Below are 23,832 nucleotides of genomic sequence, written 5' to 3'. Positions count from 1 at the left end.
ATATGTTATAACATAACAAAAGCAAGTCAAGCCAAATGATCATCTAACGGGAGATTTTGATGTACCAAGTAACGCGAATTGCAGCGGCTCTGAGTTTACTCTTCCCAACGAGTGTTCTCGCGCAATCGATTGAAGGCGTGGTGCAGGATAGCACTGGAAAGCCGATAGCGCACGCGAGTGTCAAAGTAAAAGGAACCGGCAGCGAAGCTGTCACTGACAAGGATGGTCGCTTCGTCTTACGCGACTTGACCGTAGGAGAGCGTGAATTACATATCTCGGCAACGGGTTATGCGCATTTGTTTCATGACGTGACTGTGGTTGATAAAACGGCGCAGCAAGTCACGCTTACCTTGAGTTACTCACCGATTGAAGTGATTGACGTTGTGGCTTCGCCGGTGCACATGTCGACCATGGAATCGGCTTCACCGGTGACGGTGTTAGCAGGTGACACGCTCCGTCGCCAACAAGCGTCGACGCTTGGCGATACGCTGGAAAAAGTGACTGGGGTGCACACCAATTTCCACGGTGGCGTAGCCAGTACGCCGATAATTCGTGGTTTAGGTGGCCCGCGCGTGATGATCGCGCAAAACGGTTTGGATGTTGGTGATGTCTCGCGGGTTGGACCCGATCACTCGGTGGCAACCGAAGCTTCGACCTCACAACAAATAGAAGTGCTGCGTGGCCCGGCAACCTTGTTCTATGGTAGCGGTGCTATCGGTGGTGTGGTGAATGTGGTCGACAGTCGCGTGCCGACGGACACGGTAACTCGTGGTGAGTGGTTGCTTGAAGGCAACTCTGCCGATGAACGCAAACTTGGCTCGTTCAATTTCACCACAGGCACTGACAATGTAGGTCTTTACTTAGATGGCTACTGGCGTGAAACCGATGATTATGAAGTGCCGGTTGCGCCTGACGTACACGAACCATTGTCGTCGGAGCGTACCGTTGCGAACACGGCAGAGGAGTCGAATGGTTTTACTATTGGTACGAGTTACTTATTTGACCGTGGTTACGTGGGTATTGCGGTCGAGCAATTTAATCGTGAATACGGCATTCCAGGGCATACACATGGTGGAGACGATGGCCACGATCATGCTGAAGAAGAGCAGGTTTACGCAGATTTAGACCAAACTCGTGTGCAAATTCTTAGTGAAATCAACGTTGATTCGCAATGGATCAGCACCATCAATGCGCGCGCAGCACTGACCGACTACGAACACGCCGAAATTGAAGCTGGCTTGGTCGGTACGACCTTTGAAAATGAGACGCAAGAACTCCGTCTCGATGTAATGCACCAACCATTCGCGGGGTGGAGTGGTGGCTTGAGCTTCCAATACAAAGCCAGTGATGTTACCGCGCAAGGGAGTGAAGCCTTTACGCCGCCGTCAGAAGCACGCACCTACGCGATGGCGTTAATGGAAGAAAAGCACTTGGGCGACTTTCTGGTGCAACTTGGTGGCCGGGTTGAGCGGGTCACCTTGGATGCTGACGCTGTTCTGTTACCACCGTTAGAGGTTCATTCGCATGACGCAGGCACGGCTCATAGCGCCCATGGGGATGGGGTGATTCGGGTCTTTGACGTGTCGCAAGAATTCACGCCTGTGAGTGTTTCGGCTGGTGTGGTTTGGGATTTTACCCCGGGCTACAACATTGGCTTGTCACTGTCACGTTCTGAGCGCGCGCCTTCGGCATCTGAGCTATTGTCGTTCGGCCCACATATCGGCACTGGCACCTACGAAGTAGGGGCGTTATTTGATGTGCATGAACATGATGGTCACTTCGACTTTGGTTTGACTGAACGCACTATTGATTTGGAAACCGCCAACAATATCGATTTGACCTTCCGCAAAACGCAGGGCGATGTTGGTTTTGTTTTCAATGCGTTCTATAACCAAGTCGATAACTACTACTACCAAGTCAACACTGGTTTATACGCAGAGGCGGGGCATGATCATGACCATGGGGATGCGCATGATCATGACCACGCAAGCGAGTTGCCAGTGTACTTGTTCCGCACCGACGATGTGGTATTGCATGGTTTTGAAGCCCAAGTGGCGTGGCAAGCAACCCGCGACGTTAAAGCGACCTTCTTCTCTGATTACGTGCGCGCACGATTACAAGATGGCGGTGATTTACCACGCACGCCACCACTGCGCTTCGGTACCCAGTTGAGCTATGAAGCCCAAGCTATCAGTGCTCACCTCGACGTTATTCGCTACCAAGAACAGGATAAGGTGGCGGCAACCGAAACGTCGACCGACGGTTACACCATGGTTGATGCCAGTGTCGCTTATAACTTCACCTTCTTGGACCAAAGCATGGCGGTGTATTTAAAAGGACAAAACCTGACCGACACCGAAGCACGCGTACATACCTCATTTTTGAAGGATATCGCACCGCGTGCAGGACGTAGTTTCGCAATTGGTTTACGTGGCTATTTCTAATTTATTGATCAATTAAAAGGACGTTTCAAAATGCAAAAGAAGTTCCCATTACAGTTGCTCGCCGCGGTGGTTGGTGCAGCCTTGCTGGCCGGTTGTGGTGATGCTGAAACCACTATTGTTGAACAAGATCCGATTGATGTTCCCGATGATGGCCATGACCACGGAGATGATGATCATGCAACAGGTGCCGGCCGTCTCGCGGTGTTGAGTGCTGGCGGTGACCAGGCGCTGGTATTTGACCTGCATGATGACAGCCTACTGGATAGCTTCAGTCTTAGCTATCCAGCCAGCGCCATTGCTGCGTCTCCGGGATTACGTTATGCGGTTTTGGTCAGTCGTAACGACGACCACGTAGGCTTTCTTGATGGCGGCGTGTGGCAAGAAGATCATGGTGATCATTTACACCCTTATGCTCAGGCTCCTGCGCTAAGTGACTATAGCCGTACCGCAACGCGCCCGACGCACACCGATGTTGGTGATGACCAACTGGCGATTTTTTACGATGGCAACGCTGAACTCGGACTGCCGGCAAGCGTCGAAGTCATTACCGACCATGACATTGCTAATGAAACGGCACATCCTGCCGCGATTCATTACAGCATGGCCATGCATGGCGTAGCGAAACCACGCGGCGAGTACGTACTTGCTACAGTACGCCGTGCTGACGCAGAAAGCACGTCAAACGCCAAGGTGTTACCAGATCAAGTCGGTGTGTATCACTTGCATGGCGACGACTACGAGCTTGATGTGGTATTGGACGAAGTATGCCCTGACTTGCATGGTGCAGCACAAAATCACGATAACGTGGTGTTTGGCTGTCGTGATGGTGTCTTGGTCGCCACTGAGACCGCAACAGGTTATAGCGCAAGTAAAATAAGTAACATTGCGGCCTTGAATGGCGCCCGCATCGGCACCATCTTTGGTAATGAAGAAAGTGCTTCTTTTATTGGCGTTGCAAATGGTGACGAGCAGGTGCATTTGGTAAGTATTGCGCCGCACGAAAATGCGATGAGCGCATTTGATTGGCAGCCTGCCGCGGGTCGCACGCCGGTTGCGTATAGCTTTGCCAATGATGGCAGTCAGTTTCTGGTATTGGACGACCATGCGGTTTTAACCGTGCTCAGCGCACACGCGCACGGTGACCATGTGCATTGGGAAGAGGCTGGCACGCTTCAGCTAAATGATGGTGATTTAGGTGCGATGCCAGAAGGCGGTAAGTTCGCGCTGACGGTTGCGCAAGATGGCCATTATGCTTACGTTGCCGACCCGATTGCCCAGCACGTGTTGAAAATTGATTTAGAGACGGTTGCAGTTGTTGGAGATATCGAACTGGAGACGGTACCTGCAGGTATCACATGGTTAGGTATCGCCGAAGATCATGATGATCACGCCCACTGATCCCTTACTTCCTTGGATTGTTGTGGATTTGCCCCAGCTTTTGCTGGGGCTTTTTTTTAACTAGCGTCGAAGCGGGTGGCTGCGAAGTGTTCTGCTAGATAGTCGATAAAGGCGCGGACCTTTGCCGGCTGCCGTTGATCAGCATGAAACAAGGCATGAATACCACCGAGTTGAAGGTTGGGCACGTTAAGTGTGATGGTCTCTAAGGTGCCGCGTTTTAGGGCATCAGCAACAATGAACAAAGGTTGATAGATGATACCGAGGTGTTGCTCGGCAGCGATCCGTAGCGCATCACCGTTGTTGGCTGAGAAACTACCGGTCACCGGTACACGGTGTTCGCCGTCACGGCCAAAGCGCCACATGCCTTGGTTTTGTGCGTCCGAGAGCGTGTAACTAAGACAATTGTGCTCGGCTAACTCAGTCAAGCTTTGCGGTTTGCCGTGTTGTTGCCAATAGGCTGGTGACGCACAGAGCACCACTGGACAGTCAGCCAATTTACGCGCGCGCAGACCACTGTCGCCAAGTACTCCCACACGAATGGTAACGTCCCAATTGCGTTGCGACAGGTCATGATGTGCATCACTGAGATTCAACGCAACGTCAAGGAGCGGGTAGCGTTGACTTAACGGCGCAATGAGTGGCGTGATGAATTGGGTGCCGAAGGACAGCGGTGCATTGACGTTGAGACGACCTTGTACATGTTGTTGGCGCGCTTGAATATCGGCTTCCAAGTCATCTAGTTCGCGTAAAATTTGTTGGCTACTTTGTAGATAGGTCTCGCCCAACTCCGTCAAACTTAAACGGCGGGTTGAACGCTCCAACAGTTTCGCACCTAAGCGTGCTTCAAGTGCGTTCATGTGTTTTGACGCCATCGCTGGCGACATCCCTAAGTGCCGCGCCGCCGCTGACAAGCTACCGCGGGCAGCGGCGGCATGAAAAACGCGTAGGGTGGTGACATGATCTAGCATTATTTAACACTCTAGGTAAAAGTTGTTTGTAAAAAATAGCTATTATCATACTGAAAGTAAAATATTATCCTGTTGGTATTTCATTGCAGTTGACGTGAGAGGTCGACATGAGTGTGACAACAGCGACTTACCAACAACCGGTTTGGTTTATCCCCCACGGCGCAGGTCCGTGCTTTTTTATGGACTGGCAACCGGCCGACACTTGGCTGCAGATGGCAGACTTTTTGGCCAAAGTGATCCCCTCGTTACCGCAGCGGCCACGCGCGATTGTCGTCATTTCAGCACATTGGCAAAGCGAGACATTTGCGGTAACAGGCGCGCCACAACCTGAACTTATTTATGATTACTATGGCTTTCCCGAGTCGACGTATAGGTTGACCTACCGAGCTGCAGGTGCACCTGACTTGGCTGCGGACATCGTTGCTTTATTACAGCAACAGCAATTGCCCACTAAGCTCGACCCTGAGCGTGGTTGGGATCATGGCGTGTTCATTCCGCTAAAAGTGATGCTGCCAGATGCATCGATTCCGGTTGTACAAGTGGCGATAGGTCAGGATAATAACGCCGCTGCGCATCTCGCGTTAGGCCGAGCGCTGGCGCCATTGCGTGCACAGGGAGTAATGGTGGTGGCCAGTGGCATGAGTTTTCATAACATGCCTGGCTATGGGGATGTCCGTTATACGGCGCCGTCGGTCGCCTTTGACGCTTGGTTAACGGCAACGCTGGAGCAACCCGAACCACAGCGTACGCAGGCATTATTGCAGTGGCAGCAGGCGCCTTACGCACAGGACTGTCATCCACCGGGTAAAGAAGAGCATTTCGTGCCTTTATTAGTCGCTGCCGGAGCGGCAGGGACTGATTTAGGAGCAAAAGTTTACAGCCAACAGGTGTTGAAAACCCAACTGTCGGCATTTCGATTTGGCAACCTTGAAAGTAATGGAGAATGACAATGTTGAATGATTCAACCGCTCGCTACGGCAGTGTATCTAAGTTTTTTCACTGGGTGATGGCCACCTTATTGGCGTGGCAGTTTCTGAAGTTTTTTGATCGCATCAGTGACGGTGAGCATTGGGTCGGTGAAAACCTGGTGCCTTACCATGTGAGTATTGGCACGGTATTACTGTTGCTGGTCGTGCTGCGTTTGGTGTGGTCAATTCGTCAAAGTAAGCAACGGCCTGAACCTGAAAATGCCTCACGCGTGTTGGTCAAAGCCGGTCATGGCTTGCTGTACCTGAGCATGTTGTTGATGCCAATTTCGGGCATTATGTATTTGGTCGGTAAGGGCTATGGCTTGAAGGTCTTCGGCATGCAGCTCATCGCCCGTGGTGAAGAGATGCAATGGATGGCTGACTTGGGCCACTACCACTCACCGATTGCGTGGGTCATGCTAGTGTTGGTTGCTGGGCATATTGTGATGGGCTTGGTGCATCACTTTATTAAGAAAGACAACACTTTAAAACGGATGTTGTAATCACGCTTGCTAAAAAAGCGCCGCTCAATTGAGCGGCGTTTTCGTTAGAAGGTGTAATTCACACCGAGGTTAATGGTACGGCCACGGACATTGTATTGCGTCATGTCGTAACCGTAGGCACCACCTGCTGGATCAAACGGCGGATCTTGATCGAGTAAGTTTTGCACGCCCAAGGTGACTTGGGTATTGGCTAGGCCGTGATACACCACCTGTGCACCGAGGTCCCAGAAGTGCTCGACTTTGGTATCAAGGCCTGGGTTACTGGCGCTGGTCGCTACTTTTTGTACGTAGCTGCTGGTGTAGTTGGCATTTAAACCCAGTTGCCAAACATCGCGCTGCCAGCGCACTTGGGTTTGACCTTTCCATTCAGGCAGGGCACCAAAAAGGTTATTGCCTGCGCCGTTGATGGCGTCTTGGCCAGCCACTAGAGCTTGTTTGTAATCGAGCAAGTGTGACCAAGTGCTTTGCACTTTCAACTGGCCTTCAGCAAGTTCACGCTGGTAGCTGAAGTCAATATCAAAACCTGTGGTGGTGCGGGTACCTTGGTTGCGGTATTGATTGGTAATGATTTGCAAACGACCGGCGGCGTCACGTTGAATGCGCTCGCCGTAAATGTCAGGGTTACTGACAATAAATTGCGCGTTGTCTGAGGCGATAATGCCATCTTGTTCAATTTGGAACAGATCTAACGCAATATTCACCTGATGTGTCGGTGACCAAATGATCCCGGCGTTCACGTGCGTTGAACGTTCAGCTTCAAGTTCCGAGTTACCACTTCGAATTTGGGTAAAACCGCGACGTACACCTGGTTCAATCGGATCAAACGGGTCGATGACCGAGCCATAGCTGATGGTGTTACTGTCGGCAATCTCTGGCAGTGAAGGCGCTCGAAAGCCTCGTGACCAAGCGGCACGAACCAGCCAGTCATCTGCGAGCAGGTAATGAAATGCAAGTTTTGGTGACCAAGCAGAACCAAAGTCATCATAACGATCGTAACGCGCTGCGGCACTAATGGTTCCGTCTTCGATAACTGGCAAATCAACCTCGACAAAGCCTGCGACGATATCGCGCTCACCTTTAATTAGGTTAATTGCCGGGCGTAACTCGGTGCCTGACAAGACCTCTGGTGAGGTGCCAGCGTCCATGGATTCGCGACGCCAGTCAGCACCGAAGGCGACGCTCAATGGACCGTGGGCCAGTTCGCTGACAATCGTACTCGCGTTAAAGTTTAATCCCTGCAGTTCATAGAAGCCCGGACGACGCGTGTTAATGCGCAGGGCATCGATAACGTCAGCGCTATTTTCACCGCCGAGGAAGTCATAGCTACCATCTGCCAGCACTTGTTCAAAGGTGTAGCGATTGACAAAGTTTTGCACGTATTCACGTTGGCGGCTTTGCGATTGCACGCCTTGGAATGACGCATTCCAATCGAGTCCTTCATAACGCACGCCCGCAACAACACGATAAAAGTCTTGTTTGTTGGCTTTCTCGCGAGCGCCAAGATCAAAGAAGGTGTAGTCAAACGGCAATGGCTCTGAGCCTGGGTTCGCCGGGTGGCCGACCGGGAATTCGACCGGAATGTTCACTAAGGTACCGGTGTCTTGATCGTAAGCGCGTAAGCCGGCGCCAATCGACAATGGGCTGCCAAAGATCAGGCTTGAACGGTTGTTGCTGTAAAGCAACTCACTGAAGCCTTGCCAGTCATCGGCAAGCTGTACTTTACCTTGAATCGAGAGTTGATGACGTTCCACTTTGGGTTGCAAAGTATTGTAGGCTTGGCCATTAAAGGCACAAATTTGTCCTTCAGCGCCGGGAGTGAAGTCGCTGCGGTCACGCAGTTCAGCTTCGCCAGGGCAGGTTTCGAATGGACGTGGGTTTTGCGGATCATCAAGATAGTTCCCGCCACGGGTTGACCAGCCAGTCAAACGACCGCCAGGTAAATGGCGAAAATCACCTGACTTGGTAAAGTCACGTTCACTTGCGTCCAAGCGCTCACGGGTAAGGTAGCTGTAGCTTAAGGTAAGTTGGTAACCTTCGTCGTAGACATCGCCGAAACCGGTAAGCAAGCTTGCGCCAAATTGATCTAAAGAACCTTGGGTGGCACCACCGTAGTTTGCTTTGACTGAGGTTTGTTGCACATTGTCTTGCAAAATAATGTTGACCACGCCAGCAATTGCATCCGAGCCATAGACCGATGAGGCGCCATCTTTAAGCACTTCAATACGTGCAATGGCACTTAATGGGAGGGCGTTCAAATCGACAAAAGTATCTTGGGTGCCAAGGGCAAAACCGTAGTTGGCCACGCGCTGCCCATTCACTAAAACGAGGGTGTTTTTCGGACTTAAGCCGCGTAAACCAACCGACGCCGAGCCTGCAGAGAAGCTGCTGGTGTATTGCTCATCAAAACTGTTACCAGTACTGACAGTAATCGAACGTAACACGTCGCTTAGGGTAACTTCTCCGGTTGCGGCAATGGCTTCGGCATCAATAATCTGTAGTGGCGTGGCATCTTCGTGTTGATTACGTTTAATAAACGAACCTGTCACCGTAATGCGTTCCGCTGCGTTAGGTGTTGACGTCTCTGCCATGGCAGGGGCGCTAAGAAGTCCACTGCTAAGTGCTGTAATAATGGCGGTGTGAAGGAAAGATGGGGACCACTGAGATTTCATTGAATGCCTCGCTAATGAATTTAAATGTTCTTGATTTTGGGTGTTTAGACGTCTATATGGCTGGATGGTATAGGTATCAAGGTTAGATGTAAAGTAATTAGTGCTGTTTTTTTGTAAAAGGCTGGTCATGGTGTTGTGTTTTATTGATTGGGTACTATATTACCTATATAGTTAATAAATGAACTGATATAGGTAATAATCTACTCATCATGAAACTTTCCCGAACGCTTTCAGACAAAGTAGTGATCGCTACGCTTTACGATCGTATTGAGAAACGACGTAAAACACTGGGCTGGACGCAGGCAGAAATTGCTGAACGTATTGGTATTACAGCCAAATCGTATCGCGCCATTAAAGATGGTGGTTGCCGCTTACAAACCTTCATTGCGTTGTTACGTCAGCTGGATCTCATCGAGCAGTTAGAAGTGCTGTTGCCTGAGCAGAGTGAAACGCCAATGCAGCGTTTACAGGGACAGGCCCGAAAAGGCGCGGCAACATCTTCCGCAAGTGAGCGCTTGGCACGGTTAAAAGCACGTCGTCAGCAGTACAAAACGAAATAAGAGGAGCCTATGGTTGCTAAGGTTTGCACCGTCGAGTTTGACGGTTTTAGAGTGGGTGCGTTAGCCCAAGCTGATGATAGTGTCGTGGTTGAGTTTGAATACGCTCCTGAATGGTTGGCGGAGGGATTTGCCATTGACCCGATACACTTGCCTTTGCAGGCAGGGGTGTTTCGCTTTCCTGAATTGGCCTATCCGACCTTTAAAGGCTTACCTGCGGTATTTGCGGACTCGTTACCTGATGACTTTGGTAATGCGTTGATTGATGCATGGCTGGCGCGTAAAGGCTTGGATGCTGAGCAGTTTACTGCGCTGGATCGACTGCTCTATACCGGTACACGTGGCATGGGAGCCTTGGAGTATCAGCCAGCACAACAGCTCAATAGCGAAACCTTGTTTGAGGTCGATTTGGCGGATTTGGTCAAGCTGGCGCAGAGCGTCCTTGATGAACGCACTGCGTTTGCAACGCAAACTACGGACGATGACGCTATGGTCAACCTGATCCAGGTCGGCACTTCAGCAGGTGGGGCGCGTCCAAAAGCGGTGATTGCCATTAATTCAGCACGTGATCATATTTTGTCGGGGCAGGTTGCTGCGCCCGCAGGCTACGAACACTATTTGTTGAAATTTGACGGGGTTGAGGAGCATCGTCATGGCGTGCAAACCTTCGGCGACCCAAAAGGTTTTGGCCTCATGGAGTATGTTTATTACCTTATGGCGAGCCAGTGCGGTATTGAAATGAACCCTTGTGAATTGTTGCGTGAAGGCGATCGGGCACATTTTATGACCAAGCGTTTTGACCGTGAGCACAACCAGAAGTATCACGTGATGACCTTGTGTGCCATGGCGCACGCAGACTATAAAAAACCAGGTCACTTCAGTTACGAGCAATTGTTTGCTGTGGCCCGCCAATTAGGCTTAACCCATCAGGAACAGCTGCAACTCTTTCGGCGGATGGTGTTTAACGTGGTCGCACGCAATCATGACGATCACACCAAAAATACGGCGTTTTATGTCGATGATAATTTCGAGTGGGCCTTAGCACCGGCTTATGACATGGCCTGGAGTTACAAGCCAAGCTCGGACTGGGTCGCGAAACATCAGTTAGCGCTGAATGGTAAGCGCGATGATTTTGAATTAGCGGATCTGTTGGCGATTGCTGAGCTCATTTCCAACTTCAGCCGCCGCGAAGCGATGCAAGTGATCCAAGATATCGTGGCAGTGGTGCGTACATGGCCGGAACTTGCGCAGCGTGAAGGTGTGCCGCAGGCACTCCTAGAAAGCGTCACCGCAAGCCATCGTTTGTACTTAATTTAACGTCGACAAAGGTCTGTTTGTTAGTAGAATTACTTACGACCAAAGTATTCTTCTTGAATCGCTTTTATGTAGTTTAAAGGGCTGCTACATTAAGTTTTTATATTCTGATACAAGGCCTACTGCGTGCAAACAACGACGGTTTCGAATGTGTTCCCCAACATGGTCAAACGGTTCTTGCCTTGGCACCATTGGATCGTCGTTATTTTATCGCTGCTGTTAACGCTCGGTGCATGGTTGATTGCATCGCAACAAGTTGAGAAACGCAATAAAGCACAGTTTGATTATCAAGCCGCACAACTGCTTGAACTGGTGCAAGAGCGTATGGTGCGTTATGAAGAAGCTCTCTGGGGCGGCGTTGCGGCCCTGCATATGTTGCCCCATGACGCAACGCGGGAAGATTGGCGTCTGTTCGCTGAGAGTCTGCAAATTGAAACGCGGTTTCCCGGGATCAACGGTATTGGCGTCATTCATTATGTGCCAGCTCAGGCATTTGAAACCTACTTAACCTGGCAGCGAGAAAGTTTGCCTGACTATCAGGTGTATCCCGCCCATCACGAAACAGACTATTGGCCGATTACTTACATTGAGCCACAACAGCTAAATCGACAGGCCGTCGGCTTGGACATGGCACATGAAGAAAACCGTTACCAAGCAGCACAGCGTGCTCGTGATACTGGCACCGCGAGTATTACCGGTCCTATTACGTTGGTGCAAGATGATATGCGTACGCCTGGATTTTTATTTTATGCACCTTGGTATGCACAGCGATTAGAGCAACCGACGCTTGCGCAACGTCGCTCAGAGTTTCGAGGCTTAGTTTACGCGCCTTTTATTATGCATAAGCTCATGGATGGGGTGTTGGAAAATGTCAATCGGCAGGTGCACTTTAGTATTCATGATGCGCAGCAATCGCTCTACAGCGAGCTTTCTGAGGCCTCTGTAGATTATGATGCGAACCCCATGTTTTCAGCCTCGTTTAGCGTACCATTTTACGGCCGCACCTGGGATTTTCAGGTGCAAACTACGGCCTTGTTTCGGCAACAAAACACCCATCATCAACCCCTTCTTATTCTACTCGGCGGGATCGTCATCGATCTGCTACTCATTATTATTTTTGTCCTCTTGAATCGTGCCAATCGTATCGCCGTCGCATATGCCAACGAGGTGACCCAAGACTTACGCCTACGGCAACAAGAGTTGGAGGAGGCGAACCGAGAATTGGATCAGTTTGCCTTTGTTGCCTCTCATGATTTAAAAGCGCCACTGCGCGGTATTCAGCGTCTGGCAGATTGGATTGAGGAAGACTTACACGGCAAGCTCGAGACGCAAACCGCTGACTATCTAAAGTTGTTACAAAGTCGCGTCGCGCGACTAGAAAATTTACTCGATGACTTGCTCATTTACTCACGCGTCGGACGCAAAGAAGGTGTTGTCGAATGCTTCTCGTTCACCAAACGTATTGAGGAAATTTTTGCCTTACTTGATCCGCCAAAGGGGTTTAAGCTTGAGTGTCATGATGTTATTGGTGAGATTAAGGTATTTACCACTCCATTTGAGTTGGTTTTTCGAAATTTAATTGCAAATGCAATCAAGCACCATGATCGCGCGCAAGGGGTCATCACGGTATATGGTGTCCGCGATGAAAAAGGCTACCGGTTTGAGGTTGCTGATGATGGGCCGGGCATTCCCGCAGAGCATCGCGACCGGGTATTTGAGTTATTTCATACACTGAAGCCTCGTGACGAAGTGGAAGGTAGCGGACTTGGCTTAGCAATTATTAAAAAGATACTTGATCAGTATGAGTGCGAGTACAGGCTGCAAGCGAATGGTGAACGTGGTGTGCGCTTCATTTTTCATTGGCCGCAGCAAGAGTAAAGAGAAGAGCAGACGCTTGAGGAACGAATGGATTTATTAATCATCGATGACGATATCGTGGATCGCATGGCTGCGGTTCGCACTTTAAAAGAAACCGGTCTGCAGCTACGTGAAGTGCGGCAAACTGCGTCCTCAGCAGAAGGAATAGCGCTCGCTTTAGCAGGTGATTACGATGCGATCTTGTTGGATTATCAACTACCTCCAAGCAACGGTATTGAGGTACTGCGCGAGCTAAGAGGGAGTAGCGATTTCTCGACCGCAATTGTTATGCTGAGCAATAGTCACGATGAAGAGCTCGCTTTACGATGCATTGAAGCAGGTGCGCAAGACTTTTTAATGAAGAGTGAGGTGACGGCCTCGCGATTGAAACGCGCGGTGTTGTTGGCGACCGAACGTCATCAATTGGAACGACAGATCAGAGATAACAACGAACAACTGCGACGCTTAACCGAGTGTGACAACCTTACTGGTCTCACCAACCGCTACTTTTTCGAAGAAGCGCTGAAAGATGCCTTGATTCATGCGGAGCGTGAGCAGCGTGAATTGGCATTAATTTTTATCGATATTGATCGGTTTAAGACGATTAATGATAGTTACGGGCATGATATCGGCGATGCGCTTTTGCGCGCAGTGTCTCGTCGATTAGAAGAGGTGGTCGGTAAAGATGACAAACTCTGTCGTATTGGTGGCGATGAATTTGCGATTTTAACCCATGCGTTGACAGACATTAATCAGGTGCGACTGTTGGTTGAAAATGTGAGTGACAGTCTTGCTGCGCCCCTTGATGTCGACGGCAAAAGTATCACCATCTCAACCAGTATTGGTGTGGCAACCTATCCAGATTGTGCTACGGATGCTACGGGCTTAATGCGTAGTGCAGATGTCGCGACCTATCGAGCGAAAACCTCGGGACGCAACCAAGTTCAGTATTACTCACATGATTTTCATCAACAAATGCAATATCGGCATCGCATCGAAAGTGATTTAAAAACAGCACTGGTGGAGCAGCAATTTAGTTTATATTATCAGCCGCAAGTCGATGCCAAGACCTATCGATTGGTTGGCATCGAAGCGTTGATACGCTGGCATCATCCGGAGTTAGGGATGATTCCACCCGATGAGTTTATCCCCATCGCCGAAGAATCTGACGTGATCAATCGGCTCGGGCGCTGGGTTTTAACAACGGCATGCCAACAGTTTAGTCAGTGGCTGCAGTTGCCTCACGCGTCAGAGTTAATCTTTTCGATTGCCGCAAATTTATCGGCGCGACAACTGAAAGATGCTGGTTTAGTTCAGCATTTGACGGAATGTATGCAGCGCTATCAGGTGCCCGCTGAACGTCTTGAGTTGGAGCTGACCGAAAGCTGTTTAGAGAGCAGTCTTGATGCTCTTGATATGTTGCAGCAACTCTCCGAAATTGGCGTCAATCTTGCGTTGGATGATTTTGGTACAGGTTATTCGTCGCTGTCCTATCTTAAGAAGTTTCCGTTTAATATTTTAAAAATTGATAAGTTGTTTGTACAGCATTCGGAAGAACATGAGCAAGCCAACTTATTGCATGCCATCTGCTCTTTTGCGCACTCATTAGGTTATGAAACCGTTGCCGAGGGCATCGAGACCGAAGCGCAACGCGATATGTGTTCGGCGCTCGGTATTAAACGCTTGCAAGGTTACTATTTTGCCCGCCCCATGCCAGCCGACGAGCTGCAAGCGCAGTGGTTGACGCACGGACGATAAATGAGAATAAGGTGCTAGGCGCATTGGCCTAGCACCATGTGCGCTAGTTGTGGTGTTGCAGTCGTCGCACCTGTCGCTTGGAGAACCAAGGGAAGAGGGTGGGCAACACCACCAAGGTTAAGAGTGTCGCTGAACCTAAACCGCCGACAATCACTGTGGCTAATGGACGTTGAATTTCTGCCCCAGAGCCACTGGCGAGCAGCATAGGGATGAGCCCTAATGCTGAAGTGATCGCCGTCATCAATACAGGTCGCAAACGTGACCAAGCGCCCGCGTGAATGGCTTGGTACAGTTCACTTCCGGCGCGCAGACGTTGGTTGATACTTTCAACTAAGACCACACCGTTAAGAACGGCAACCCCGAATAAGGTGATAAAGCCCACCGCGCTGGGAACCGATAAGTACTGACCGGAAACGAACAGCGCCACCACCCCGCCGATCACTGCCAAGGGTACATTGAGCAAGATCAGCAAGGCTTGTCCAGCAGAGCCAAAGGCAAAGTACAACAGCAACGCGATCAGTGCTAAGGCGATCGGAACGACCACTAACAGCCGTTGCTGGGCGCGTTGTTGGTTCTCGAATTGCCCCCCGATAGCAACGGAGTACCCGCTAGGAAGATCGACTTCAGTGGCAATGCTTTGGCGAATATCGGCAACCACACTGCCCATATCTCGGCCGCTCACATTGGCTTGAATCACCACCCGTCGTTGTACGTCATCACGACGAATTTGTGGTGGTCCTGAGGCAATCTTGACCTCCGCAACGTCTCCAAGGATCACCCAAGCCCCAGTAGGTGTTTGTAAGCGTAACGCTCGAATCTGTGCTGGGGTTCGCCGAAACGGCTCAGCGAGGCGCACGTAGATGTCATAGCGCTCGTTGCCATTGATGATTTGGCCAGCATCGGCACCACCTAACCCTTGACTTACAACCTGCATCACATCGCTAACATTGAGACCATAGCGCGATAACTGCTGGCGCTTCGGTTGCACTACCAACTGCGCTTCACCGGCAATTTGTTCCAACGCAACGGCAACTGTGCCCTCGACATTTCTTACCACAGCCTCAATTTCTCGACCTTTATTTTCGAGGACCGCCAAATCAGGGCCGAGTAATTTGATTGCCAGCTGTGATTTTACCCCTGAGAGCAATTCATCCACGCGGGTGGCAATGGGTTGCGAGAAATTAAAGAGCAAGCCAGGGAACTGCTCTAGCTTCAGCTCCATTGCCTGTTGTAACTCGGCCCGAGTGGTGGCGGTTTGCCATTGGGTCGGGGGCAGTAAACCAATGTAGATCTCAATATTACTAATGGGCTCTGGGTCACCACCGATCTCCGCTCGTCCGATGCGGCTTAAGGCATAGGTTGTTTCGGGAAACTCCAGAAGCATGGCCTCGAGTTGCGGCGCCACGTCTAAAGCCGTGGTTAAGTTTGAGGAGGGGGCCAAGGTTACCCGCAGGTTTAAGGTGCCTTCCTCAAGTTCAGGCGCAAACTCAGTGCCAAGCTGTGGCAGCAAGGTGAGGGTAAGCAGAAACAAGGCTGCGGCACCTGTGGCAACGGCTCTTGGACGACCAATAACGCGTTGCAGAAGGCGACGGTAGCCGTTTTCGAGCGGCTGCAATAACTTATTTTGCCGCGGGCGAATACCTTTGTGAAACAAGTAAGTTGCAAGCGCAGGTACGACCATTAACGCCACCACCACGGCAGAAACCATGGCAAGCATAATACTGATCGCCATAGGTTCGAACAGGCGCGCTTCAACGCCCTCAAAGCTAAACAAGGGGGTAAAGACCACTAAAATAATTAAGGTTGCAAAAAAGATCGGTCGAGCCACCTCATTGGCCGCAGCTTGAATGCGTAGGCGGTAACCGTGTGGCGCATCCTTCTGGCTGAGGTGCTTAAAGATCGCCTCAACCATGACCACCGAGCCGTCCACCAGCATACCTATCGCCACCGCGATACCGCCCAATGACATGAGGTTTGCTGACATGCCAAAGGTCGCCATAACCATTAAGGCAATCCCAATGGATACCGGAATGGAAAGGAGAACGAGGAAGGTCGCCCGCAGGTTCAAAAGAAAGAGTGCTAATACCACCACAATCAGGACAAAAGCGATAAGTAATGACGAGGTGACGGTACTCACTGCCTTTTCGATCAGGTCTGCTTGGTCGTAGTAGGGCGCAAAGGTCACCCCTTCTGGCAGGGCTTGTTGAATCATCGGCAAGCGTTGTTTAATGCCATCAATGGTTGCTTTCGTGTTGGCACCCATGCGCTTTAATACAATGCCGGAGACGACTTCACCGTGTTGCGCAATGCCATCGGGTGTTTTACTTGAGTACGACACCGCGCCCTGGCGAATCTCACTCCCCATGTTTATGGTGGCAACCTGTTCAAGGGTAACGGCAACGCCATCAATGGTTTTGACGGGAATTTGTCGCAGTTGCTCAAGCCCTTCATTGCCGCTTGCGAGCCAACCCGTACCACGGATCACCAGCTGCTCTTGACCGCGCGGCATATACCAGCCACCAACGTTGACATTATTGTTGTCGATGGCGGCAATAATGTCTTGTTGCGTCAGCTCATAGGCGAGCAGTTTGCCGGGATTAAGGTTGACCTGGTATTGCTTTACATGCCCGCCAAAAGAGAGCACGTCGGTAATGCCGTCAACGGGCATCAGCAACAGCTTTAGCACGTAGTCGTTGAGACTACGTAAGTCGGCACTGCTGTAACCGCTCTCAGGCTCGGCGATGAGCAGGTATTGATAGACCTGACCTAGGCCTGAGGTGTTGGGCCCCATCGCGGGGGTGCCCACGCCTTCGGGTACCAGTTCTTTTGCGCTTTGCAGACGCTCAAACACCAGTTGCCGGGCAAAGTAGATATCAATGTTGTCGGCGAATACCACGGTAATGCCTGACAGCCCAGTTTTGGAGATGGAGCGCACCTCTTTAACGCCGGGCAGCGCATACATCACCGACTCAATAGGGTAGGTGATGAGCTGCTCGACCTCACTTGCGGCAAGGCCGGGCGCTTCGGTGTTAATGGCAACCTGAACGTTGGTGACATCAGGAAAGGCATCAAGATTAAGGCGCGGTAGTAGCACCACTGAACCAAGCGTTAGGCCAAGTAATGCCAATATAATCAGCATGCGGAAGTTTAAGGCGAATAAAATGATACGTTGAAACATAATGCCTCCGCTTAATGGTTATGCGGATCAAATCCGCCTTTCGCCAATTGTGAACTGACGAAAAATGCGCCTTGATCAACATAACGGGTCCCCGCTGGCAGGCCTTCGATAACGCTCCATTCCCCGAGTTCACGTACCAGCTTCACCACCTGCGGGGTAAAGTGTTGCTCATCGGTGGTGGTAAATACGACCCATTGGCCTGCGGTGTCGCGCATCAATGCGGCTTGTTTGACGGCGAGCACCGGCGTTGCGCTAGTGACTTGAAAATACACATCGGCGAACAAGCCCGGATGGAGGCCATCGTCGCGATTCTCGACGGCTAAACGCACGGTGCGTGTGCGCGTTACCGGGTCGATGGTGTGTCCTTGCTGAATGACTGACGCGGGATAACGTTGCTGTTCGACCTGAATCGCTGCTACAGCACCGTACGGAACAGGTAACTCACTGGCTCCGGGCAGTCGTGCATGCACCCAGAGGGTTTCTTCTTGGGAAATTTCTAGCAAGGCAGAACCTGCCGCGAGATGTTGTCCCTGCTGAAAGTTGTCGCGCATCACCACACCACTAATACCAGCGTACAGCTGATAATTACCTAACACGCTATCGGCGTTGAGCTGTTGTAAATCACCCATCGCCATTCCATAGGCAAGTAGGGTGGCTTTATTGGCTTTATAATCACCAAGTGCTTGGTTGTAGCGTTTCTCACCGACGGTGGCTTTGCCCAGCGCTTGCACGCGCTGCCATTCGTCATTGGCGACTAAAAACGCGGCTTGGGCTTGCGCCATAGTAGCGCTGTAAAGCGAGACTAACGGCTGCCCCTTCTGAACATTATCGCCTAAGCTGACATGGCGCTGAGCGACAATAGAGTCGACCCGAGGACTGACTTGATAGCTGGCGAAATCGTTGGCCACTACTTCGCCAGGTGCATAGACCTCGTAAGTAATGGTTTGTGGCGTTAGCACCGCGGTGGTGATCGTGGCGCGTTCACGTTGTGCCGCCGTTAACTCCACTTGCGTTGTGGTTTCGTCATGGGCATGGTTGGCATCGAGGGCCGCGACCGGAAAAGTGCACAGCAATCCGGCTAAAGCAGTGAGCGTTATCAAATAGGTTTTCATCATGTTGTCCTTAGCGCTTGGTTGCGTTTGTCGGTCCGCGCAGTGCAGGCGGCGTGAGTCGTTCAGTAAGTTGGCCGGAGCTGTACTGCCAGTCTAAGATCGCTTGGCGTTGGGCGTGGTTTAGCTCAGCTCCAGCAAGTTGGCTTTCTAGCCACTGCTGCATGGCCGTCAAGTAATTACTGGTGGACAGCTCATTGGCGCGCCAGGCTTGCTCAATAAGCTCGCGCGAACGCTGCTGAGATGCGGCAGCAGTGGTTTGCCATTGCTGCCATTGACGTTGGACAAACTGCGCGCTGGTGAGCTGACTGGCGACGCGGTGGCGCCACTGTTGCTGCTCTGCGAGCAGCGCCTGTTCAGCGGCGTTGGCACTTTGTGTCGCCGCTTTGACGCTATCGCTAAAGTCATTGGTGAGCAGCAAAGGCACGCTCATGCTTAGGCCGAGTACTGTTTCATCCCCACTTTCACCTGCTTCGATGGCAAAGGTGGGGTTGACGCGCGTTTGGGTGCGTTGCCAATCGCTATCGCTGCGCAGTAACTGCCATTGCAAACGACTAACACTGAGTTGCGGGTGCTGCTGCCAGTGTTGCTCGCGCGCGAGCATTGACGGATTGAATGTGAAAAATACCTCGGGCAAACGCCACTTATCGAGTGTGGACTGCCCGAGTTGGCTGAGTAGCTCTGCTTGGGCGTATTGCAGTTGCTGAAAAGCCTGCGCAGTCACTTGGCGTTGTTGGTTGAGGTTGAGTAAGGTGAGCTGCAAATCAAGTTCACCAAGATCACCTGCTTTGAAGCGTTGTTCAGCAAGTTGCATGGCTTGCTGAATGAACGCTTGCTGCTGCGTGAGCAATTGATAGCGTTGCTGTGCCCGTTGCCAATCAAGCCCGCGGCTGAGCACCGAATGGGCATGTTGACTTACTGCGGTCAAATATTGGGCTTGTGCAAGCTGCTGCAGCAAGCTTGCTTGTTCGGCACGGACATCGTGCTGGGCCGACCAATCAAAGGTTTGCTGCACGCCAATACTGTAGTTCGTGTGTTGCCCCTCACGTTCAACGCTGGTGGAAAGTTCTGGGTTATAGAGCCCGCGTTGTTGTTGCTGGCTTTGCCACAACAGAGCTTCTGCCTGCTGTTGCGCGGCTTGCACCTTGGGATGTTGGTAGAGCTGTGCTTGCCAATCAGCAAGTGGTGCTGCGGCAAGAGTGGGTGTTACGCCAGTTAGGCCAGTGGCAAACAGGAGCGCACTGACGCTACGACGACAGTTTGAAAAAAACATGGTATTTCCTCAGTCAAAAATCTGCTTAAGGGCTCTCGCGCGGTCGCGAGAACGATGGAACTAAGCGAGAACTGAGGTAATGGGAGGTCGGTAGAGAGGGGCCACAGGGCGGGTTTTGTACTGTGGCGCATACACCACGACAGCGGACTGTAGGCTAAGCACTGCCGCGATATATTCGGCTTTGAGCGGATACAGATGTACTGAGCCATGACATTGGCAGCAATGCTGGCAGTCAAAGCCTGTCGGGTTCGACGATGTTGTACTCGGGGCATGATCGTTTGAGTGCTGTGCTGAATGCACGTTGGCGGCATGCGCAGCGAGGTTCTCTTGATGCGACTGATGCACGTCGGCAACCGCTTGGCTCACTTGAGCCAATAGCGAAATAACCATAATTATCAGAAGGATAAGACGTCGCATAAGGTTGAAGATGAATCAATAATGCAGGCATGCTAGCAATTCTAAGGGTCAACGGCAAGCCGAAATCGTTTGCTGAAGAGAGGCTACTTCAACGTGCGCAGCCTCTCTTTTATTGGGGGCAATCAGTGGTTAGAGCTTCAGCTCCTGCGCGATCACGTCTTTCAACTGACCAGCTTTAACAAAGCCCGGAATCACCTGGTTGCCAATCATAATAGTTGGTGTGCCTCGGTAGCCAAGTGCGCGGAACGCTTCAACATTCTGCTGCACCACATCCTCACTGCTAGGTTGTGCCATGAGGTAATCTTGGGTCTTGGTTTTACGCGCAATTTGCTGCAATGACTTGGCAGTATGCATGCCTGATTTCGCCGTGAGCAACTCGTGTACCGACATGAAGTGCTCTGGCTTTTGCTGCCACAGATTAATGGCATACAACGCTGAACTTGTATCCAGACCACTTACTTTTTCTTGGCGAATTGGTACAAACACATTCACCACTTGTAAGTTTGGATAGTCTTCAAGCAATTCCGTCAACTCAGGGTCGAGCTTTTTGCAATAGGGGCAATTGTAGTCGGTAAAGACCACGATTTTGTGTTCGGCGTTTGGATCGCCGAGCACTGGGTGGGCAGGGTTATTGTACAACCAGTCATGGTGCGCAGTACGTGCTTCAAGTTGTGCTCGTTGCGCTTCAACATAGTTTTTTAAGCTCGCGTTGACGCTTTCGATGATTTGCGGGTGCTGTTTTAACAGCGTGTTAAGCTCTTGCAACGCTTGATCTTGCGTTGGAGTGAGTTGTTGCGCCTGTGCGACAGCAGTGCTGAGCGCCAGTGCGAGAAGGCTTAAAGTGAATGATTTCATCGGATTACTCCTTAGTTATGGACGAAGTGGTGGCGCTGGCTTGGGCGAGCGCGTCGAGTACTTCGGCATCAGTTAGAATGACAGGAAGAACGATCCCTTCGGGCGCATTAGGGCCATAGACTTTGTTGAAGGGAACGCCGTAGGTATTGTTTTGTTTTAAGTAGGTATCGATGGCATCCACGGGCACGGTCCAATCACCACGCACGCGTACCACCTGCTCTGCACCGAGCGCGTCGTACACTGGGTTTTGTAGCAAAACGCCGATTTTGTTGGCTTTACAGGTAATGCACCAATCCGCCGTCACATCGACAAAGACGGTATTTCCTTTGGCGACTTCAGCGTCGATATTGGTTTGCAAAAGATCGCGCCATTGATGGTCTTCAGGGAGCTTGGGAGCCCAACTGGAGAGATTGAAAAGCAACAGGACAATCAACAGCGCACCGCCTAAAAAGCTGCTACTTAGGGTGATTAGCACGCCTTTGCGACCAAACTGACGCCATACTGCGATCAACGAGAGGGCGAACAAGACCAACAGGGTGATGATCAGCGTCGTTGATGAAATGAAGCTTTGCATCAACGAAATCAGCCAGAGCATGGTGAGTAACATCAGCACGCCGAAAATCGGTTTTACCCACGCCAACCACGGTCCAGGTTTGGGCAGTAAACGCGCTAATCGCGGCCAAGCAGCGACAGCGAGCCAAGGTAACGCCATGCCTACCCCCAGTGCGGTAAACATCAGCAAAATGGTGCCCGGAGCGGCGGCCAAGGCAAAGGCGACGGCAGTACCAAGAAATGGCGCCGTACAAGGGGTGGCCAACAAGGTTGCCAGCATCCCTTGGACAAAGTGCCCACTGTAACTATGTTGGTCTCCCGTGGTGGCTGCCCAACTGCCCATTGCAGACGGTAGCTTGACCTCAAAGGCACCAAATAAGTTCAGGGCAAAGAGCCAAGTCACTAACACCATAAAGCCGATAAAGTAAGGGCTTTGGAATTGAATGCCCCAACCGATGCTTTGTCCTGACCAGCGCAAGAGTAAGAGTCCAATGGCGAGTAGCCAAAACGACACCAAAATCCCCATGGCCGAGGCAATAAATTGCCTACGTGTGACGCGCGCTGATTGGCCGTTGGCGCTGATCACGCCTTGTAGTTTTAGCCCCAAAACCGGTAACACACAGGGCATAATATTTAGAATTAGACCACCGAGTAAGGCCAGCACCAGCATCCATGCAAGGGAGGTCGAGCCATCGAGCAATGGGCTGGGTACAGGCCCTTCAACGGCGTTTAAGTTAACGGGATAGGCGGCGGCAAAATCGCCGTCGACCACCGTCACGGTAACGCTTTGGCCTGCTAGCTCCGGTAATTCCAGCCAATGACTCGCGGCAATTTGCGCACGTAATTCTCCATCTTCGACGGTGATTGCGGTGTTGTTAAAGACGACATCCTCAAGATCGTCCTGCTCACTGTGGAAAAACAGCTCAGGTGCTTGCCAAGCGCCATCGCGAACGAGCACAAGATCAAGCGTGGTCGACGCAGCGTGCCAATTGGCTTTAGTGACTTCGGCCAGAGGCAAGGCTTGCGGTACCTGTGCCATGGCTTGCTGAAACGCAAAACTCAGATCGGCATCAGGGGTTAAGGTGCTGGGATCGACCTTAAGATCGATAGGGTAGTCGGTCAAAACACAAATGTTGGTACATGACGACATCGTTAAGGTGCCTTTGAGGTGCACTTGCGTGGCATCGGTCGCGAGTTGCAACTGCAAAGGAAAGCTCAATGAGCCGGTATAACCGACAGTATCAATGCCCTGTATGGTGTACCGGGCAGGCTTTGGCCAAAACCAATCGATGGCCTCAATGCCGCTGGCATCAGACCAGTCCAATTGCGGTGGAATACCACCTTCACCGGGCGAGCGCCAATAGGTCTTCCAGCCGTCGGCTAATTCAACTTGCAATAAAGCGTTGGCAGTGGTGCCGTCGCGTTCACCCGTAAGGCTTAATTTTACCTGAACGGGTGGGTGATCAGGGTTACTCAACCACCCCGTCGTGACTGGCTCAGCCGCTAGTGTGATGGCGCTGAAAAGCAGCGTTATCGCAGCCAAGCAGCAACGCACACCTAGGTGCGTAAGTTGTTTCAATAACACAATGATTATCTCCTAAAATGAAACACAAAATACGGCAGTACAGCCGAGTGTCATTCTAGGAAGCGACAACAGAGTAAGTGGGGTCTTCGTTTGGGACGCCAGCGCCGCGCGACAGGATGCGCGGTGGCGCTACGCAAGCTTTCGATAATCAGGAAAAGCAAGAGCATGCCGACGCTGAGCAACACTGGCATATCGGCTTGCGTGACTTGCAGCAGGTGCTCGGTTTGATCGCAGGTTTGTGCGTCAATGCTTAGCAGTTTTCCAACATCGGCCACTACAGAGGTCGCGCCGGGATGCTGCGGACAGCCTTTCAGCACGCCAAAGTTTTGTCCCCAGCAGAGCGCGATCACCATCAACAGAAGTGCGGCAATGACACCTCCGTTACGACATTTTTGGCTCCACTGATGAAACATAAGGCTCTCTCTAC

The 23,832-nt window shown here is 51.4% G+C and carries 17 protein-coding genes; 8 read left to right on the top strand and 9 right to left on the bottom strand.

Features of this window, described 5'->3' with window-relative positions; genetic code table 11:
• Window positions 1-59: 59 nt before the first annotated feature.
• Window positions 60-2,444, top strand: coding sequence for a TonB-dependent receptor (locus G535_RS0100495; protein WP_026860279.1), 2,385 nt, complete (start codon window positions 60-62; stop codon window positions 2,442-2,444).
• A gap of 30 nt (window positions 2,445-2,474) precedes the next feature.
• Entirely contained in the window at window positions 2,475-3,842 is a 1,368-nt protein-coding gene (locus G535_RS0100490; protein WP_026860278.1) for a hypothetical protein, read from the top strand.
• A gap of 56 nt (window positions 3,843-3,898) precedes the next feature.
• Here the strand turns inward: G535_RS0100490 and G535_RS0100485 are convergent, their stop codons facing one another.
• A complete protein-coding gene (locus tag G535_RS0100485) occupies window positions 3,899-4,810 on the bottom strand; it encodes a LysR family transcriptional regulator (protein ID WP_026860277.1) in 912 nt (303 codons plus the stop codon).
• Between the two features lie 107 nt (window positions 4,811-4,917).
• Between G535_RS0100485 and G535_RS0100480 the strand changes: the two genes are divergently transcribed.
• Entirely contained in the window at window positions 4,918-5,757 is an 840-nt protein-coding gene (locus G535_RS0100480) for a DODA-type extradiol aromatic ring-opening family dioxygenase (protein WP_026860276.1), read from the top strand.
• Between the two features lie 2 nt (window positions 5,758-5,759).
• Window positions 5,760-6,281 (top strand): cytochrome b, encoded by a 522-nt coding sequence (locus G535_RS0100475; RefSeq protein WP_026860275.1) that lies wholly within the window; start codon window positions 5,760-5,762, stop codon window positions 6,279-6,281.
• A 44-nt stretch (window positions 6,282-6,325) separates the two neighbouring features.
• Here G535_RS0100475 and G535_RS0100470 read toward each other — a convergent pair whose 3' ends face one another.
• On the bottom strand, window positions 6,326-8,869 hold the full coding sequence (locus tag G535_RS0100470) for a TonB-dependent receptor plug domain-containing protein (protein ID WP_241970472.1): 2,544 nt from the start codon (window positions 8,867-8,869) through the stop codon (window positions 6,326-6,328).
• 290 nt (window positions 8,870-9,159) lie between these two features.
• Here G535_RS0100470 and G535_RS0100465 point away from each other — a divergent pair, with 290 nt between their 5' ends.
• The 4 genes from G535_RS0100465 to G535_RS0100450 all read left to right on the top strand — a co-directional run bounded on the left by G535_RS0100465 (window position 9,160) and on the right by G535_RS0100450 (window position 14,436).
• Window positions 9,160-9,510, top strand: coding sequence for a helix-turn-helix domain-containing protein (locus G535_RS0100465; protein ID WP_026860273.1), 351 nt, complete (start codon window positions 9,160-9,162; stop codon window positions 9,508-9,510).
• Window positions 9,511-9,519: 9 nt separating this feature from the next.
• Entirely contained in the window at window positions 9,520-10,824 is a 1,305-nt protein-coding gene (locus tag G535_RS0100460; RefSeq protein WP_026860272.1) for a type II toxin-antitoxin system HipA family toxin, read from the top strand.
• 159 nt (window positions 10,825-10,983) lie between these two features.
• Window positions 10,984-12,699 carry a CHASE domain-containing sensor histidine kinase gene (locus G535_RS0100455; protein WP_034727127.1) on the top strand — a complete coding sequence of 572 codons (1,716 nt, stop codon included), beginning with the start codon at window positions 10,984-10,986 and terminating at the stop codon, window positions 12,697-12,699.
• 27 nt (window positions 12,700-12,726) lie between these two features.
• Window positions 12,727-14,436 (top strand): putative bifunctional diguanylate cyclase/phosphodiesterase, encoded by a 1,710-nt coding sequence (locus G535_RS0100450; protein WP_026860270.1) that lies wholly within the window; start codon window positions 12,727-12,729, stop codon window positions 14,434-14,436.
• 43 nt (window positions 14,437-14,479) lie between these two features.
• Here G535_RS0100450 and G535_RS0100445 read toward each other — a convergent pair whose 3' ends face one another.
• The 7 genes from G535_RS0100445 to G535_RS0100415 form a co-directional block, all read right to left on the bottom strand.
• A complete protein-coding gene (locus G535_RS0100445) occupies window positions 14,480-17,614 on the bottom strand; it encodes an efflux RND transporter permease subunit (RefSeq protein ID WP_026860269.1) in 3,135 nt (1,044 codons plus the stop codon).
• 11 nt (window positions 17,615-17,625) lie between these two features.
• A complete protein-coding gene (locus tag G535_RS12490; protein ID WP_051206856.1) occupies window positions 17,626-18,726 on the bottom strand; it encodes an efflux RND transporter periplasmic adaptor subunit in 1,101 nt (366 codons plus the stop codon).
• Between the two features lie 10 nt (window positions 18,727-18,736).
• Complete coding sequence (locus G535_RS12485) at window positions 18,737-19,996, bottom strand: TolC family protein (protein ID WP_051206855.1); 1,260 nt, start codon at window positions 19,994-19,996, stop codon at window positions 18,737-18,739.
• Between the two features lie 60 nt (window positions 19,997-20,056).
• Window positions 20,057-20,386, bottom strand: a complete 330-nt coding sequence (locus G535_RS14135) for a hypothetical protein (RefSeq protein ID WP_126775182.1) — start codon at window positions 20,384-20,386, stop codon at window positions 20,057-20,059.
• 156 nt (window positions 20,387-20,542) lie between these two features.
• The gene (locus G535_RS0100425; protein ID WP_026860268.1) at window positions 20,543-21,268 is read right to left on the bottom strand and encodes a DsbA family protein; all 726 of its coding nucleotides are present in this window, start codon (window positions 21,266-21,268) and stop codon (window positions 20,543-20,545) included.
• A gap of 4 nt (window positions 21,269-21,272) precedes the next feature.
• Complete coding sequence (locus tag G535_RS0100420; RefSeq protein ID WP_241970474.1) at window positions 21,273-23,405, bottom strand: protein-disulfide reductase DsbD family protein; 2,133 nt, start codon at window positions 23,403-23,405, stop codon at window positions 21,273-21,275.
• Window positions 23,406-23,455: 50 nt separating this feature from the next.
• Window positions 23,456-23,818, bottom strand: coding sequence for a hypothetical protein (locus tag G535_RS0100415; protein ID WP_026860266.1), 363 nt, complete (start codon window positions 23,816-23,818; stop codon window positions 23,456-23,458).
• Window positions 23,819-23,832: the final 14 nt, after the last annotated feature.

This window comes from Pseudidiomarina sediminum DSM 21906 (genome assembly GCF_000423165.1).
In the GTDB taxonomy this organism is placed as follows: Bacteria; Pseudomonadota; Gammaproteobacteria; order Enterobacterales; family Alteromonadaceae; genus Pseudidiomarina; species Pseudidiomarina sediminum.
Note: the sequence above shows the minus strand (reverse complement) of the source record. Positions and strands in the feature narration are given on the sequence as shown.

What these genes read in the sequence shown, in the direction of transcription:
- G535_RS0100495 (WP_026860279.1), top strand. Translation starts at nt 60, where the DNA reads ATGTACCAAGTAACGCGAATTGCAGCGGCTCTGAGTTTACTCTTCCCA.
- G535_RS0100490 (WP_026860278.1), top strand. Translation starts at nt 2,475, where the DNA reads ATGCAAAAGAAGTTCCCATTACAGTTGCTCGCCGCGGTGGTTGGTGCA.
- G535_RS0100485 (WP_026860277.1), bottom strand. Translation starts at nt 4,810, where the DNA reads ATGCTAGATCATGTCACCACCCTACGCGTTTTTCATGCCGCCGCTGCC.
- G535_RS0100480 (WP_026860276.1), top strand. Translation starts at nt 4,918, where the DNA reads ATGAGTGTGACAACAGCGACTTACCAACAACCGGTTTGGTTTATCCCC.
- G535_RS0100475 (WP_026860275.1), top strand. Translation starts at nt 5,760, where the DNA reads ATGTTGAATGATTCAACCGCTCGCTACGGCAGTGTATCTAAGTTTTTT.
- G535_RS0100470 (WP_241970472.1), bottom strand. Translation starts at nt 8,869, where the DNA reads ATGGCAGAGACGTCAACACCTAACGCAGCGGAACGCATTACGGTGACA.
- G535_RS0100465 (WP_026860273.1), top strand. Translation starts at nt 9,160, where the DNA reads ATGAAACTTTCCCGAACGCTTTCAGACAAAGTAGTGATCGCTACGCTT.
- G535_RS0100460 (WP_026860272.1), top strand. Translation starts at nt 9,520, where the DNA reads ATGGTTGCTAAGGTTTGCACCGTCGAGTTTGACGGTTTTAGAGTGGGT.
- G535_RS0100455 (WP_034727127.1), top strand. Translation starts at nt 10,984, where the DNA reads ATGGTCAAACGGTTCTTGCCTTGGCACCATTGGATCGTCGTTATTTTA.
- G535_RS0100450 (WP_026860270.1), top strand. Translation starts at nt 12,727, where the DNA reads ATGGATTTATTAATCATCGATGACGATATCGTGGATCGCATGGCTGCG.
- G535_RS0100445 (WP_026860269.1), bottom strand. Translation starts at nt 17,614, where the DNA reads ATGTTTCAACGTATCATTTTATTCGCCTTAAACTTCCGCATGCTGATT.
- G535_RS12490 (WP_051206856.1), bottom strand. Translation starts at nt 18,726, where the DNA reads ATGAAAACCTATTTGATAACGCTCACTGCTTTAGCCGGATTGCTGTGC.
- G535_RS12485 (WP_051206855.1), bottom strand. Translation starts at nt 19,996, where the DNA reads ATGTTTTTTTCAAACTGTCGTCGTAGCGTCAGTGCGCTCCTGTTTGCC.
- G535_RS14135 (WP_126775182.1), bottom strand. Translation starts at nt 20,386, where the DNA reads ATGGTTATTTCGCTATTGGCTCAAGTGAGCCAAGCGGTTGCCGACGTG.
- G535_RS0100425 (WP_026860268.1), bottom strand. Translation starts at nt 21,268, where the DNA reads ATGAAATCATTCACTTTAAGCCTTCTCGCACTGGCGCTCAGCACTGCT.
- G535_RS0100415 (WP_026860266.1), bottom strand. Translation starts at nt 23,818, where the DNA reads ATGTTTCATCAGTGGAGCCAAAAATGTCGTAACGGAGGTGTCATTGCC.